General features: G+C 37.7%; 7 protein-coding genes. 1 reads left to right on the forward strand and 6 read right to left on the reverse strand.

Going from position 1 to position 16,952, the window contains the following annotated elements:
- Positions 1–230: 230 nt before the first annotated feature.
- Both ACH0BF_RS04575 and ACH0BF_RS04580 read right to left on the reverse strand, forming a co-directional pair.
- A complete protein-coding gene (locus ACH0BF_RS04575; protein ID WP_340852049.1) occupies positions 231–404 on the reverse strand; it encodes a superinfection immunity protein in 174 nt (57 codons plus the stop codon).
- Positions 405–509: 105 nt separating this feature from the next.
- Positions 510–2,144 carry an S-layer homology domain-containing protein gene (locus tag ACH0BF_RS04580; protein ID WP_406908951.1) on the reverse strand — a complete coding sequence of 545 codons (1,635 nt, stop codon included), beginning with the start codon at positions 2,142–2,144 and terminating at the stop codon, positions 510–512.
- 395 nt (positions 2,145–2,539) lie between these two features.
- Between ACH0BF_RS04580 and ACH0BF_RS04585 the strand changes: the two genes are divergently transcribed.
- Positions 2,540–3,040, forward strand: coding sequence for a competence protein ComK (locus ACH0BF_RS04585; RefSeq protein WP_340852045.1), 501 nt, complete (start codon positions 2,540–2,542; stop codon positions 3,038–3,040).
- A 628-nt stretch (positions 3,041–3,668) separates the two neighbouring features.
- On the opposite strand, the gene ACH0BF_RS04590 is transcribed toward ACH0BF_RS04585, so the two are convergent.
- The 4 genes from ACH0BF_RS04590 to ACH0BF_RS04605 all read right to left on the reverse strand — a co-directional run bounded on the left by ACH0BF_RS04590 (position 3,669) and on the right by ACH0BF_RS04605 (position 16,107).
- Positions 3,669–3,878 (reverse strand): hypothetical protein, encoded by a 210-nt coding sequence (locus ACH0BF_RS04590; RefSeq protein WP_406908952.1) that lies wholly within the window; start codon positions 3,876–3,878, stop codon positions 3,669–3,671.
- A 132-nt stretch (positions 3,879–4,010) separates the two neighbouring features.
- Positions 4,011–8,138: a S8 family serine peptidase gene (locus tag ACH0BF_RS04595; protein ID WP_406908953.1), complete on the reverse strand. Its 4,128-nt coding sequence runs from the start codon at positions 8,136–8,138 to the stop codon at positions 4,011–4,013.
- A 594-nt stretch (positions 8,139–8,732) separates the two neighbouring features.
- Positions 8,733–11,789: a YhgE/Pip family protein gene (locus tag ACH0BF_RS04600; protein WP_340852041.1), complete on the reverse strand. Its 3,057-nt coding sequence runs from the start codon at positions 11,787–11,789 to the stop codon at positions 8,733–8,735.
- A gap of 1,651 nt (positions 11,790–13,440) precedes the next feature.
- On the reverse strand, positions 13,441–16,107 hold the full coding sequence (locus tag ACH0BF_RS04605; RefSeq protein WP_406908954.1) for an S-layer homology domain-containing protein: 2,667 nt from the start codon (positions 16,105–16,107) through the stop codon (positions 13,441–13,443).
- Positions 16,108–16,952 lie beyond the last annotated feature (845 nt).

Genomic DNA, 16,952 nt, shown 5'->3' on the forward strand with positions numbered 1-16,952 from the left:
ATTTTTACACTTTTTAGTTTTCTATTCATTATCTTTTTACTTGTCTGCGTAAAAGGCTCCATTATACTTGTTTGTTGATTTTGCCCGCTGGCGGACGCCTTCTGCTACAATTAACTATCGAAAAACAATATTCTTCAAAAAGTCTTACATAATATTAGATTTTATCCCCTGATGTCCTACTCTCTATAACGACTAAGTTTTCTCATCAAAATTTTTTCGTTGATTAACTATTAGTCATGGGTTAATGCCCATACGAGCGATACGACCCAGCCAACGAGAGACCAGCCAAGGAAAAAATTTAATGCGAAGATCGCTACTTTGTTTCGCTTGTTTCTTATAAAGGCGATAATCGTAGGAATTAAATAAAAGCATAAAGCAATGAATGCAACAATAAATAACGACATGATTCTATCTCCCTCAACCTATTTATTTGACTAGCCTTACTAAAAAAGGGCTGTTCAAAGTCAGGGATTAACTGACTTCAAACAGTCCTTTCTAATCCTTATGCATTATTTTGTTGATAAACGGTACAGAAAAATCGCTAACTGGCCGCGTGTTAATTTTTGGGACACACCGAAGGATCTAGCAGAAATACCATTTGTCACTTTATTAGCTACAAGGGCATCTACTGCGTCTCTGTACCGGTCAGATACATCCGTAAAAGAAGAAGAGCCGTTTCCGGACAGCTGATACGCTCGCTGTAAGATAATTGCAATTTCACCGCGTGTTAACGAATCATACGCGCCAAATCTCGTGTCTGTTTTTCCGCCAACAATGCCTTCTTCTTTCAAAGCATTTACCGCGCCAACGGCTCTTGCTGGCACATCAGCAAACCCTGAGTCTCTAGCTGTTTCTGTATTTAAATTCAACGCTTTCGCTAACCAGACAGCTGCATCTGCACGGCTGATGTTTTTGGAAACACCGAATTCTGTTTTAGACAGGCCATTTGTAATTTGGTGGCGGACTAAATAATCAACAGCTGGCCGATAAGCAGAAGAGACATCCTTAAACTGAACCGTCACCGGCTTTAATTCAGGAATGTCTAATGTATAGATTCCTTGAGAATTTGAAGAGTAGCCGCCGACGCTCACAAAATAATCTTTGTTAGGCGTCAGGCTATACGTGATAATTTGTGTATGAGGATTGTCTTCCTCTCCATTATACGTAGTTACCCGGTCGAGCTGTTCCCCATTTTCGTCAAGCAGCAACACTTCCGAATAGAAAAATGCACTTGCTTTGATATTTACTTTCGTAGGGGATTTCACGCGCAATTTGTAATAATCAGCGCGGTCGTTCCAGCTGATCAGCCCTTTTACCGTACCGGTACTTGGAAATGGCTGGGCAGTCACTGTCCCGTTGTTCCCTTCCGTTTCTGTATTGCCGGCTGCTGTGTGCGAGACCTTTAATTTGTATTTCCCTGTGTAGCTGGATGAATACTTGCTCACTTTCGCGTAATACTTGCCTGGCTCAAGATAAACTGTGAAAAATTCCTTTTTAGGTGTTTCCGGTTTTCCTCCCCGAACGCTCGCATCATCCCACACTCTTTGATCTGTTGTGTGATTGATTAGGCTGAAGGAAACTGCTTCAAGATAAGAATCTAGCTGAATGGTTACTTTCCCAGCCTGTTTTACGTCGAATTCATAATAATCCTCAGCATCATTCCAGCTAAGAAAACCAGTAACCGGTTCATGAGGCAAGGTAATTTTTTGGGCAGCCTCTGTTCCATTATTAGGCTCCATTTCATTCGCTTGTGAGCTTACAAAATCAGCCGTGACTCGATAGCTTCCGTTATAGGAAGAAGAGTATCGTTCAACAATAACGGTGTAGCTCCCCTCTTCTAAATCGACAGCATAATTTTCCTTAGCTGGATTATCAGGTTTTCCACCGCGCACGCTGTGAGAAAATACTTCTTTGTTATTTTCATCTACTACTTCGATAGACACCGCTCCAAGATAAGATTGCAAATCGATCGTAAACGTACCCGAATGGGTCAATGTATATGTATAGCGATCCTCGGTATTCGTATCTGCAAGCGTTCCGCTGTATGCCTGTCCAAATTCATTCTGGGCTGCAGAAACGGGCCCTGCCTGAAAAAGCACAACCATAAACAATAAAGCAAAAAAAACAGCAAAATTTCTTTTCATCGTATCCCTCCCAAACTTTTATACTAGTTCTTTTTAACTAACAAGATTATTTTACATTAGTAGGGATATTTTGCAATACGAAATATTTTGAGGATTTGCATCGAATATTCTTCCTAATGAAACGAAAAAAGTTTCAACATAAATCAACAAGATGAGCAAATGCCTTCTATTTCTTACCATTATTTTCTTTAAAACGATAAATTTTTACACCAATAAAAGAAAAAGGGCTATTTAACTGCCAATTTGCTATGATGTCGAAATAAAAAGAATACGTATATTTACTTAGATAAAAGTATTTTATGTATTTTTTTCAAAATATTTGATGTTTTTATACTAGTAAAAATATACCAGTTTGTTATAATGAAGAGGATATTGTTAAGAAGGGGGTTATATTGATGAATATAATGAAAAATTATGAGATTTCAATGAACACCATGGCTCTCGTCGAAGAATATCATCTAGAGTACAACACGATTATTTATGATGTAAACGGCATTTATTACACAAAGCAGACCGTCAAGTCCTTGCTTGAAGAGGCTTGTATTAAGAGATTCTCCACTTATGAAGGCCGGCTGAAGCCTGTCCGCAAGCTGCTTGATTACGTCCAAAAGACACCTTTGCTTATTTGCCCCAACCAGCGCATTTGTGCTTTTCCAATCACATCGCCACAAAAATACGGCTGCCCCTGGATCCTGCCCTACCACGTACAATCCTATGAAATGAAGAACGGCAAACTGATCGTGACCTTCAATAATGGCATACAGCTGCCACTTAACTGTTCACTGCGGATCTTCAAAAATCAGCTGGAACGGACCGCTAATTGTCTTAATTACTATCAGCGGATGATGTCCATGTTAAGCAACTCTCCTTTTGATGAGCTGTCTACCCACTTATAATTAGCGTCGTATGAATAAGAGTGTTAAAAGGGCTTGCAATCTATTTTTTAGCGAAAACTTATACATACTAAATGAGAAATCTTGTTTTATTTAGAAGAAGAGCTATCGTCTTATAAAAATACTAAGAAAGCCGCTTTTATAAAAAAAGCAGCTTTCTTTTCCTAGCTTTATCTGTTCGTATTAACACCCTTAAATTCTTTAATTGTTCTGCTAACTGGCACCGTCTGTACTTTATGTTTTTATCTCTATAGGGAATGCTTCATATAAAAATAGAAAGAAAGGCTCTATTCCCTGCAGAGGCTTTCTTATAAAATAATTTTCTTCCGTCAGATTGAAGGGATAATAAGACGATCTATTACAAGCTCACATAGAATTATTTAAATTAAAAGACCAGCAATTTATGCTTTATTTACTGGAATACAATAATCCGGATTGCTTTTGTTCTGCTCTTCATCTTGGTCAACTGTACGGTTGATGATCGTGTTTACATTACCGTCCCTTCAATAGCCTTCAATAATAAAGACTTTGTTAAAAATAGAGCCTGCTATTTAGCAGTTTTTTATCGTGTTATCATCCGAATGGGTAAAAAAAACCTCACCTAAAAGGTGAGGTTACAATCTTCGAAAGATTAGAAGTGTTTACTTCCATTTGATTCTCTTACTTTGACAGTATCGTCAATTGAATTTCCATCTTTATTCTTTATTAATCTGTGTGGAGTAAACTCAATATAGAAATCCGCATTAGCATCACCATTGGCATCTGGAAAAACATTATATAGATTCCTTGTAGAATCAAGTTCTATATAGTCTACAGAAGGCTCATTGCTCTCTATAATCACATTTCCTACAACCCTAAATGTGAAGAGATTAAACTCACCAATCAAAGCTCATTGTGTCTGACCATTGGTTGATCCCGATTGCTAAATGATTAGTCCCCGCAATATCTAGTTGGTTTCTTATTACTTGGGAATTTATTCTATTTTTTTATTTACTGTAATAACTGTAGATCTTTTATTTCCTACCTTGTCCTTCGCTTCCATTGTTATTCTTGTGCCGGCTGCATACTCTCTATCCAGCTGGATCGTAAAACTGCCATCTTCATTCGTAGCCGTTTCACCTGCTACGTTGTTATTTACTTTCACTACAACCGTTCCAGGCTCATTCAGTTTACCGGAAATGGCCGTCATTTTTTCGCTTACTACAGGCATAATCAAAAATACAGGAGCAGCCATGTCTTTTAATACATTCGTATAGACTGGTTTGCTTTCCTGGCCCGCCTGGTCTTTCGCTTTTACCATCACCTTCGTGTTGGCAGGCAATTCAGTTTGCAAAGAAACGGTGAAATTCCCCTGCTCATCTGACAAACCTTCGCCCAGTTCTTCGACAATCTGAAGACGGGCATCAACCCGATAAAGTTTGACTGACGCTCTTTCGGATACCTTGCCGCTCACAAAGCTGGATGTATGATAGATCGGGTTTACTTTTGCAAGAATAGGGGCCGTTTTATCTTGAACGGTAAGCACTTCTTCTTTCTTCAATCCAGCATAGTCTGTGATAGCAACCGTTACGTTTGTTCCAGCCATCAGCTTTCCGACAGGAATTTTAAAATTCCCTTGTCCGTCTGTCGCAACCGGTGTTTTAGTCATCGGCAATGAACCGGCTTGCACATAAATTTTTGCTTCTTCGCTCACTTTTCCTTCAAAAAGGGAGCTAGCATCATTCAATTTAATAGTATCAGCAAGCAGTTGAGGAGCTACTGTATCTTTTTCTACTGTGACAGTCACTGTCTCACTTTCCAACGCTTTCGGTTTAGCCAGATCTTTAGCTATTAATGTAATTATAGTACCTGGAGCTCTTCGATTTACTAAAATATTGAATCGCCCAGTCGCATCCGTTTTAGCTGTGCCAACTGCTTTTCCATCAATCAAAGCTGTAACTGTAGCGGCTTCACTCACTTTTCCTTCTACATATTTAGAAGTTTCATAGATTGGCTGAACAGAGTTTGTTTGAATAACTGGATTGGTTCCATCCGTCACCGTAACCTTTTTCTCAGACTTGGCTGTGCCGCTGTCCCAGAAGATAAAAGTGACCGGTGTATTAGCAGCCAGCTGCGGCACTGTAACTGTGAAATTTCCATCTTTATCTGTCGTAACTGATTTAATCTTGTTCTCGCCCACCTTTACTTCCACCCGGCCTTCTTCACTTAATTGGCCGGTTATCACTTGCTCACCTTTATCGGTCAAAACAATAGTTTGCGGTGAAAGCAGCTTAGGCGGAATACGGTCTTCTATTACCACTGCACTCGTTAATTTGCTTTTGTTTTGTGCTGTATCTGTTGCCTCTAAAGAAAGCTTCGTGCCTTTTGGCAATTTTTCTACAAGTTGAAGTTTAAACGAATTATTTTCACTTGTTGCTGTTCCAAGTGTTTTTTGAACAATTCCTTTTGAATCGACGACAGAAATTTTAACTGTCGCTGCTTCATTTACACTGCCTTCAATGTAATTGGAAGTATTGTAGACAGGATTTACTTTTCCGATTACCGGAGCTGTTTCGTCTTTTACTTCAGTCTCAACGGTTGTTACATTTGGTTCTTTGGCATTATCTTTAATAATAAGTTTAACCTGATCGCCTGCTTTTAACTTGCCGGCCGCTAATTTAAAGTTGCCATTTGCATCGGTTGCTACTGGCGTTTTCGTCAAAAGCGTATTTCCTATTTGCGCCTGTACTTTTGCTTCTTCACTTACTTGCCCTTCAATCAACGTCTTTGCATCTGAAGCGAGGACCTTTTGCAATACAGGAGCTACTGTATCTTTTAAAACAGCCACTGTTTTTTCTTCTGTTTGTTTTGTACCGATGGCCGCTTTCACAGTAACCATTGAGCCAACAGGCAAATAGCCAATTTTAATTTTAAAGTGGCCCGCCACATCAGTATTCTGGGTAACTACTTTACCAGTACTATTGACTTTCACTGTCACTTTCGCTTTTGCACCGATGTCCCCTTCAACATACTGAGAACTGTCATACAGTTCATTCACTGCGATAATTTCAATAGGCAAGTAGGCTTCCAATGCTTTCTTGGCGTCAATCAATTTTCCGCTAGCAACATAAGCTCCTCCTGTTGTCATCGCCTTGCCGGTTGTTTTTAATGCATTCATTATTTCTGCAGGTGTACCGCTGGAATGGACGCCCATCATTAAAGCAGCAACACCTGTGACATGTGGAGCAGCCATTGACGTTCCATTCTTGTACTCATACTCATTAAATCTAATGACTCTCTCTGGATATTCTAAATTCACTTTTGTCGTTGCTGGATTTAGCGAAGAATAAAAATCAGCATAAGGAATAGAACGAACCTGATAATTGCTAGATTCATAGGCTGTTCCACTCACGCCTTCTACGTCACCGGCGTAAAACTCATCGATGACATGAATCCCTAACATATCGGTAACAAATGAGCTTTCTTCATTGCCCCAAATCGCATCACGACCTGAAAGCAGCAAGCTGCCCCCGTCATTCATATACGTTTCCAAGGAATAAGTATCTGTGCTGGTCAAAGGAAATTCATCAGCTGTCCCATAAGCATCACCGGTAAACCAAATGACTGTTTTATATTCCTTTAACGTGTTGGCATCTGGTCCATTTTCTGATTGGTTGATTGTTTGAGTTGTATACGTATAACCCAGAGACTTTAATAACTCTTGATAAATAGATAGGTAAGAGCCCATATCCGCATCTGATTCATCATCATCCACTAACAGTACTGGAGACGATTTGTCTCCCAAGAAATTCATTGCTTTTTGAAAAGCCGCTTTTCTCTCTGTGAGGCTGGCGATATGTTCAAAACCAAACCCATTGACGATTGCTTTGTAATTGCTTCCTTTTACTTCTACTCCTGCTCCGAGGCGGGGCAAAGAAACGGGATCACGATGAGGAACTGTACTTAATATTGATACGCCAGGAGCTGACACATCGACTGACGACTTGCCATAGTTGGAAAAGCCCGCTAGTCTCCCTTGATTATCAACTGCTGCTACCGTAAGGATATTTTCACTCTTGTAACTGGCTGGATAAGAAGGCATCGAATCAATATTGCGCCCATCATTTCCAGCGGCCGCAACAAATAACATTCCTGAATCAGCAATCGCCCGTTCTAATGCATCTCCCGCAGTGCCATCATCACCACCCCAACTATTGTTGGAAATTTTCACTCCCATACTCTGCGCATATTCAATGGCTTGAATGGCATCAAACGTTGACCCGCCATCGGGACCAAGAAATTTAAGCGGCATAATTTTAGCATTCGGCGCAATGCCGGCAACTCCTTGTGCATTATCCATGCTTGCTGCGATGGTGCCGGATACGTGCGTTCCATGTTCGTCCCCATCTTCTTCATCATAGACAGTATTATCATTATTAAAGAAGTCCCAGCCATGAATATCATCTACATACCCGTTGCCATCGTCATCGACATGAGGCTGGCCGTTCTTTTCCTTTTCATTCGTCCATATCTTATCGGCCAAATCTGGATGATTAATGTCTGTTCCTGTGTCAATCACAGCAACCACTGTTTCCTGCAAATGTTTATCCTTAATGAAATTCCAAGCTTCTGGCAGGTTAATATCCATGTCAGACTTACCTGTCTGCCCTAAAATTGTCTGTCCTGTATTATTTAATCCCCATAACTCATTGGAATAAGAATCATTTGTGAATCCCGCTGCCGCATACTGATAGTTAGGCTGCACATGGGCAATCGACTTATCCTGGATAAGAGTCTTCATTAGCCCTTTGGCCGTCTGTTTTTTTGCATCAAATGTAACGAGGGCTACATTCTTATTTTTAACCTTCTTATTTACTTTGAGGCCATGAGTCTTTAAGACACTTTCCGGCTTCATCCCTTTCTTAAACTGAACAATCAACTCTCCCGGAACGCTCTCTTGCTTTTTCTTCTCTCGATCCGGCAAAGATAAAGAATGCACGTTTCCTTCTTTTAATTTATCCATTGCTGTGTTCTCTTCTTCTGCTTTGACCGGACTGGCCCCTACAGAAAATGCAGAAAACAAAAGTACTCCCGCTAATGCCGCTGAATATATGTTTTTCACTGCCTTTCCTCTCTTTCAATTAGGAATAAAAGCTTTAAAGTTACTTATATATCGGCATATATATCTATTACTTTTAGCATTAGTTTCTTTTTATTTAATAAATATTTCGACAAATATATAAAAGAATGGTCAGCAATAAATAAAAACAGAGAGTTGATAAACAACTCTCTCTTTTTAAACTCCTATTTAATTGTAAATTGCCGCTAGTTGTCTAGTTTCGCTTGAATACGAATATAGTTATAAATATAGAAACTCATATAACTTGGCCATTATATATAGAAAGCTGCTTGGAAAAAATCCCCCAATAGATAAGATTACTGTAGAAGAGAGTTATGGTACCCGTACTATAATTTTAGCAGTAAACTCTAGAAAGTGTTGACCAAAACTGCAATCCTGATCTAGAATTGGCAACTATACATGAGGACCGCTTTAGTACTGGTTATCACAGCTAAGCCTCCCCTTCTTATTTGAACTTATTAGAGGATAAAGAGCTTTCCTCTGTATCTTGAAAGGCGCTCTATGTCCCTTGAAATAAAGCAGGTAGAGAAAAAGTTACTTTTTCTCTACCTGCTTTGAATTAATAAACGGATACGGCTAAATAACAATCTTACTTTTCTTGGCTTTTTCCATAAATTTATCACTAGACTTATTGAAGAATTTTTTCAATCCTATCCCCATGATCAAGGCAATGATAAAGTAAACCACTAGATAAATAATTTGCTTCCACGCAAATCCCCATATGATTCCTCCCACTGCCTCTCTTAAAAGGGCAATCGCATGTGTAAATGGCAAGAAGGAATGAATATGTTGAAAGAACGGCGGGGCCATTTGAACAGGGAAAGTTCCTCCTGATCCACCAAGCTGCATAACCATTAAAACAATAGCTAATACTTTCCCTGTGTTCCCGAATACAGAAACTAACGTGTATACAATTGTGACAAAGACTGCGCTTATCATAATGCCAAACAAGACATACAGAAATTTATCTACTACATAGGTGTGCATAATAAACAAATTTCCGGTTGTTACAATGAGGGCTTGTGTAATACCAATCCCCACAAAAGTCAATAATCTGCCAAGGTAAGTTTCGTAACTCTTAAATTCTGCCTTTTCGTCGATATCTACTTTTAACGACGAAACGAGAAGTAAAGCACCTACCCATAATGATAATACGCTATAAAAAGGATTCATTGCCGAACCATAGTTCGGGATTGGATAAAGTTTATGCTCATCTAATAATACAGGTTTTGCAAGGAAATTACTTACCCCTGACGGATCCTTTTTCAAAATATCAATTAATTGGTCTAAGTCTCCCTCTTCCTCTAACTTCCGAATCTTTTGAGCGATATCGCTGACTGTATCTTTTGCTTTAGGAAAATATTTATTGGCTAATTCAAGCTTTTCTTTTCCCTCATCTACCCCCTTAGATGCTTTTTCAAGTATGGTACGAACTTTAGGAATTTTTTTGTTTACTTCATCTAAAACATCAGATACATCATATAAAGCGCTTGTTGCATCTCTTGTTATAGCTTTATATTTTCTAGAAAGATCACCACTAATAAATTGGATCATATCTTCTATCGAACTATCGATTTTTCTTGATAATCGATTTACATCTTCTAATTTATCTTTACCTGTTGATTTAGCCTCTTTAATGCGGGCAATTACCTGATCAATAGACGTTTTTGTATTTTTAAGATTATCCTGTATGGTTTTAATTCGTTCAATTTCCTCTGTAACAGTATTTGAGTCAATAAAATCTTGAACGTTTTGCAATCCATTTTGAATAGAATCAATAGAAGTTAATCCGCGATCGACTCGACCGACCATTCTCTCTAAAACAGCGATGGTTTTCTCAGGATTTTCAGCCGTTTCTAACAAATTTGCTAATTTATTGTCTACGGTGGTTTGCGAATTTTGAAGTTGATTGAACTTTTCTCGCATATTTTTGTCTATTTTTTGCAATTCTGACACTGCCTGATCCAATGCATTTTTGCTGTTCACATCATACTTTTTAATTGCTTCATCTATACGCGCCTGCGTTGTTTTCAAACTTTCCTCAAGTTGAGTTAATATTGTCAGACTTGGGCTTTCTCCCTTTTCTGCCATCTCTAAAGCCTTATCAACAATTTGTTGAGCTTTCTGAAGTTGACTTTGTAAGGATTTGAAGTTTTCTTCTAATCCAGCTATCCGTTCACTGTTCGTAATGTCACTGGCAATTCCTAACAAGTTAACTATTTTATTTACTCTTTCTAAATTACTCTCAATCAAAGAAGAAGTGTTTTCAAGCTCTTGTTTTACTAATTCAGGGTCGATTTTCTCTCTGTTTTCTTTTAGTTTTTGCACTGCATTTAAGGCTGAATTATTTATCTTGCTAGCACGCTCCATAATATCGGCCATTCCAGTAGAAAGTTCGTTTAACTCTTTAATAAGTGTTTGCACTCGCGGATAAAGCGTTGTATCGTAGTTTTCACTTAATGTATCTAAATTATCGGCTAGCTTGTCAGAAAGACTTTGAGTTTGCTTGATTATATCCACAGCAGGGTTATTTCCTGACTTTAAATCTTTAATCATTTGTTGAAGATTAAGTTTTAATTGTTTTAAGTCCTCCTCATTTTGTTCCAACGATTTTTGTAAATCTTTTATTTTTGAAGAATTTTTGAGACTTTGATCTTGTTCTTTTAAATATTTATATATATCCTCCAAACGATTAGATGCTTCATCTAATTTATTTTGTTTTTCTCGGAGAGAACTAATGAGTTGGTCTAGATCCTCACCTTTTTCCGATAAGTCATTTGTAAATTGAGGAACTTTCCTAAACGCTTTTTGAGTACTGCGTAAATTAGTGGTAATGGCATCAATAGTCTCATTTACTGTCTCTTCATTGTCTTCCAGCTTTGTAATTAATTGCTTGTTCAGTCTCTGTGCTTTATCATGTATATCATCCATTCGCTCGAGTGACTCTCCCGATTTGTCAACCGCGGCATCAGCCAAATCTAAATCACGCCCTGCAAGTTGTAATTTAGAATAAATGTCTGGCATATCCTCTTCTAAACGAAAGATGGCATTTCTGACTTTTTCAATATTGTCCTGATTACTTTCTAGTTCAATCCCAAGTGAATTAAAAACCGTCATAATTGTTTTATTTGCTTCTTTAATAAAATTGCTTTGAATATTTTCAACTACGGCAGAGGCACCTGATTTTGTTACTTTAGGAGAAATTGCATTGACTTTTTCATTGATGTAGTATTCAATCTTCGGTTTTTCAATGTCATCTGTCGTTACACTGATCAATTTCTTGGAAAAATCTTTTGGAATGATAATAGCAGCATAGTAATCTCCATGCTTCACGCCTTTAACGGCTTCATCCTTAGAAACGAATTTCCAACCTAAATTTTTATTCTTTGTTAAAGAAACTATCACTTCATCTCCAATATTGAATTCCTTATCCTGAATTTTCGCTCCTTTATCTAAACTTACAACAGCAATGGGCACACCCTTTGTATTTGAGTAAGGATCCCAAGAGGCAGCGATATTAAGCCAAGCGTAAAGAGAAGGCAAAAAAGCAACGGCAGCGATAACAATCAACGCCGCCGGGTTTTTAACAATATTTCTAAAGTCTGTTTTAACGATATAGAAAATATTCTTCATATATAAACCTCATTTCAATAACATTTCTCTATAGCAATCTATGAGCTATCAATAGCCTTTAATGGCTGAGTGAAATAGCGCTAGATCCATTTCGATGATGGCTTAAAGCTCTTTTTCTAACATCTCTCACTCTCCTAATACTCTTTTCCATCGCCTCAGAAAAACCCACATATGAAAAAACTAGACCCAATTCTGCATTAGCCATTGGATTGTTCTAAATAAGAGAAAAACTATATACTCTTTTTACGAATAGACGTTCTGTAAATATGGATAGCGCTAGTAACCTTTGTTCAAACAAATCATTTCTTGTATAAATGAATCGGCTAAGGAATTCTTTACTAGAACATTCTTTTGACAAGTGGCCTCATCACAAAAAAACGTTAAAAAATGAGCTTATAGCTGTAAACCTGCCTAATGGTAAAAAGCATTAAGCCGATAGATAAAACGCATCAATTATGTAAAAAAGTTCATTAATCGTCCCATGCTGATAAATAAACGTTAAAAAGAAAGCTTTTGTCACTTTCGTGCTATTAGACGATTCCTCTTCTCGTTCATAATCTATATTAAAAAAACATTTCAGAAATACCTTCATTAAAACAATATGAAAATCACCTTAATCAACCTGTTGTAAATCTATGCCATTTACTTAGCGCTCTTATCATTCTATAATAAATCAATTAAAGAAACTAGTAAACCATCTTTAGGCTTTCGGAGGAGTGCCCTTATAGATTCAGTTATAAGGGTAATTAATAAGAAGCCATTTATTTTGAATAGCTAGGTTATAAAAGCAAACTTTTATATTAGTATAGAGTTGATGCATTCACATATAAATCAATTCATGTCCGTTTGTTTTTTTAAAATCCTCCCAGAAAAGTCAACTTGTAAAAAGGATTATTTTAAAATAAAAAGATAGAATGGTCTCGTCCATTTCATCTAGACGGCAAGATGTTATATGCGCATAAAGGATATCCGCATTTACACATTCTATTATGGATATGTAAGAATGCCCTATTGGCAAGGCACTAGCCTGCCTCTTCTCATAGGACTTCAAACGTTCCGTTCATTCTGTTCCTTCTTTATTTGTTGAATGAATTAGCTTATATGACAGCTATCAACTCCATTTGGTTGATTCTTTGTATCCAAACAATCTATCCACATATCACAAAATAACGACGATCCCCTTCATTATCTTTAAACTCACGATATTCGCTTGTTTGACCGGTATTCTTTTCTCTCTTTCCTTTATACTCAGCCACTCTATTTGTTCTATTTCCCGTTTTTCTATATGTTCATTCCTATTTTTTCTAAATATAGAAATACCCCTCACTCTACAATGGAGTCAGGGGTATATGATTAGTTCATAATTATTATATCTATTTAACTTTTTTATTGGTTCTGTTATATTTAATTGTTGATTTTCACTGCAGGAGAACGCTTTCCGTTACAATCAACGATTAAAAAAACAACATTTACCTTTAACAGAGCCTTTTTATTAAAGCGGTTTTTGAGCAAAAAACCCTGTAAAGATCTCTTCTTCTCCGTCAGGAAGATGCCATCAACACATATTAGGCGATGGCAGTGATTCTCTTTCTACCCACAGAACTTATCAAACGTCTTTCGATACATTTCAAAAAGCAACAGACACTTCTCCTCAACTTTGAGATATTTCATTGAGAATTCCTATAATATAATCTGATGCTTGTTCACGTTGCTCCAAATCTTGTACCGCATAATTTGAATTATGTGTGTAAATTAATTTAGCAGAGGAATAGTCCTTTTTTTTGAAGGTCTTACTAGTAAAGATAACGTCAAATACATTTCTCGCATCATTTTTAGCTAAAGCAATGGTAGATCCTGTGCCAAATGCATTTCTCTCTGTACCAATAACATTAAATTGTTTGGCTACCTCTGCAGCTGTTCCTGCTTTAGCATATACAGCTTCACTGTAAGTAATTTCAAGTGCTCCTGATGCCAAATCTATTACTTTTGCACCGATAATGATGGGAGCAGCATAATCGTATACGTTTGTATCGTTAACTGCCACTTTATACTCCATTCCTTCATTTTCAATCCCATTTACATCTTTAAGTGTATCTGCCCCGATTGATACTATGAGTTCTCCGCTTTCGACAGCACCCGTTTGGAATTTAACCGAATCAGAGGTCGGGGTAATCGTTAATGTATCTTCATTGACTACATACTTCAGCAAGCTTGAACCTGTTAATGTGGCTGATTGGAAACGCCCGCCTATAGATTTTATAAACCCTTCCACTTTAAGATTAGACTCATCTAACCCGGACGCTACAATCTTTTCATCAAATTGAACTGTCACTTTTTCAGCGGAATGTAATATTACCTTTTTTATTTTTGGGGCTTCTATATCAACCCCTTTAACAATCGTTTGTAAATCAGCTTGATTCGTTTTTCTATTAAAATCAGCTACAGGGGCAGTTGATTTCGTTACACCTCTTTCGATAAGAACCCGGTAGGATTTTTTAATATCTGGGATAAACTTAGTAGCAATATCTGTATGGTCCCTTGCAAAAGCACTAGCGACATCTTTAATTACTAGTGTTTTACCAGTAGGGTCTCCACCGTAAACGCTGACTGTAGTTCCACCCGCAATTAGGTATCTTTCTCCGTAACCATCGATGTTAATGTCCCCTGCCTCAACGTCTTCAATAGCCACTGGCTGATCAAATGTCAAACGTAAATCCGCCTTTTCTTTGTTATCCACCTGTTGGATAAATTCAGCATTCACGATCGTAGCTGCCTCGTTTTCAGCCGCCATGGCTTTTATGTTACGAATCTCATCATTTACAGCATTACGAAATCTATCATTAACCGCCACTCCAGATGGTAAAGAAATCGTATAAGTCAATCCCTCATCAAAGGTGTCTTCTTCATTTGTCGTTATTACTAAACTGTCACCTGAGAAACTGACTTTACTCACGTCCATAGTTGTACCGTTGGCTCTTTGAATCGTAAAAAGATATACATTTACCAAAACTGAATCAGAAAGGTCCTGATCAAACGCAACCGTTATTTCATTTGTCCCTGTTACACGCGCCAGTTCCACTTTAGGCTTCGCTTTAGAAATTGTAGGGGTATTGAATGTTATAACCAGTTGAGAAGGAGGCAATGCAGAGCCGTTATCCGCTTCTAAATTAGGATTCGTTTTGATTTTATATGTTGTACCAGCTTGCAATACGCCTGGGTTAATTTTGAACTTAACCGCTGTTTTTGTCGTTGCGTCTACCCATGCAGAATCTCCAAGTACACCATTTACTTTTACGCCATAAGCATCGAACACTTCATAATTTGCTATATTTCTTGCCTCTTCATCCATCTTTTGATCGAATTTCACGACCACATCATTTCCATCTACCTTTACTTCAGGCAGTTCCAGGCCTTTTAAAAGAACAGTCGGATCGGATTTCACCTTTACATCCACGAATTGTAAATATCCCGTGTGTTCGCCCACTAAAGCCACTGTGTATGCTTTGCCTTCCACCAGCTCCTGTTCACGTTGATTCAGCTTATTGGGTTTTAAAATAACAATCGCCGTCTTTCTGTCCTCACTAAAGCTGAGCATTTCAGAAACGAAGTTGGCTGTCCGAGCTGATTCAGAACCATCAAATGCAACTATCTGATTTCCAGCCTTTTCAATGTAGGCAGCCAGCTCTGCATCAACCGCTTCATCAAAAGTGACTTCAATTTGTCTTCCATTGATCGCCTTTACTGATTCAATTGCAGGAAGAAGGGCTTCATCTTTAATCTGAGCGGCTCTATATAAGAAAATAGCAAAGTCCCCACGGGTAGCATAATCACGTGTCCCAAACGTGGTTTCCGATGTTCCCTGTGTAATTCCATACTTTACTAAAGCCTTTACCGCATACATGTATTGGCCCCCTACGTCAGTAAAAACAAGTTCTGTATCATCCGCCTCTAGCTTAAAGGCATTTGCAAGCCATACAGCCAGTTCCCCGCGTGTGATATAATCTTGAGAACCAAAAGTAGCTTCTGTTTTTCCGTTGGTGATCCCCGCTGCTTTAAGAGCATTTACCTCTTTGATTGCACGAGCTGGTACATCAGTAAAACCGGAAGCCGGAGCAGATTCACTATCAAGTCCCAGTGTTTTCACAACAAATATGGCTGCATCAACACGTTTGATAGGTTCATAGGTTCCGAATGTCCCATCTATTTTTCCTTTCATTCCTTTAGCAACTAAAAAATCGACCGCTTCTTCATATCTGCCTCCCGCATCAGGAAAACTCGCAGCAAAGGCAGATAGAGATAGATGAGCTGATGCGATCATAACTATAACAACACTTATAAAAAGTTTATAAACAAATTTTTGGAAAAGCATTTATGTAAGAAAACCCTCCAATACTTTTCAAATTTATCTTCATTTTATTCATCGTGAAAACAAATCACTTACAACATAAAGATCGTTAGAGATAAAATAGAATCAACAGAATTAGATGAAGCATACATCCATTTTAATAATAAAAAACAGCATTTTTCCATGGTACATATATCCAGTGACAAGGAATAATTATTTATCTTATGGCCTTTGTCAATCTAGACATGAAGCTTGTCCTTTCCATCTCATTTCATTGTTATTCTCCAGTTTAGCCCAGTCACACTATCCAATTGTTCTTTACGTCCATACTTTTCGCTTAACAAAAAAGCAGCAGTCCAAATGAATGGCCCACTGCCTTATTAATTATCAAATATATGGAGGTTACCTGACACCCTATCTTTGTTCCTCCATAGAAACTGTGACATTTTCTTCTGCACACAGAAAATCATCTTCTGCTTTTCTAAACTTAATACAAACATTATATCCGTTACCGGTGTTAAGTCTCCTAATATTTGTCTTGAAGCTTGTCCTAGGTCTTCATTATACTTAATATTTTCAAAAAATTAGATATTGTTATAACCCTCACTATCATTTCAACTTACAGTAACTGAAATTGTTGTGGTCTCAGTGGACAATTCAATTAATATAACTGAAAGCTCACAAGTTTAGAAAAAGGAAACGGTAACTTCTCCACCATCTATAAATTATAGCATAACTCCCAAATTTTCTTTTTGAAAATAAACCACCACATACAGCGTATCATCAGGAATAGTTTACTTACTCTAAAATAATTTTAT

It is taken from the genome of Pseudobacillus sp. 179-B 2D1 NHS (genome assembly GCF_045370945.1).
In the GTDB taxonomy this organism is placed as follows: domain Bacteria; phylum Bacillota; class Bacilli; order Bacillales; family Domibacillaceae; genus Pseudobacillus.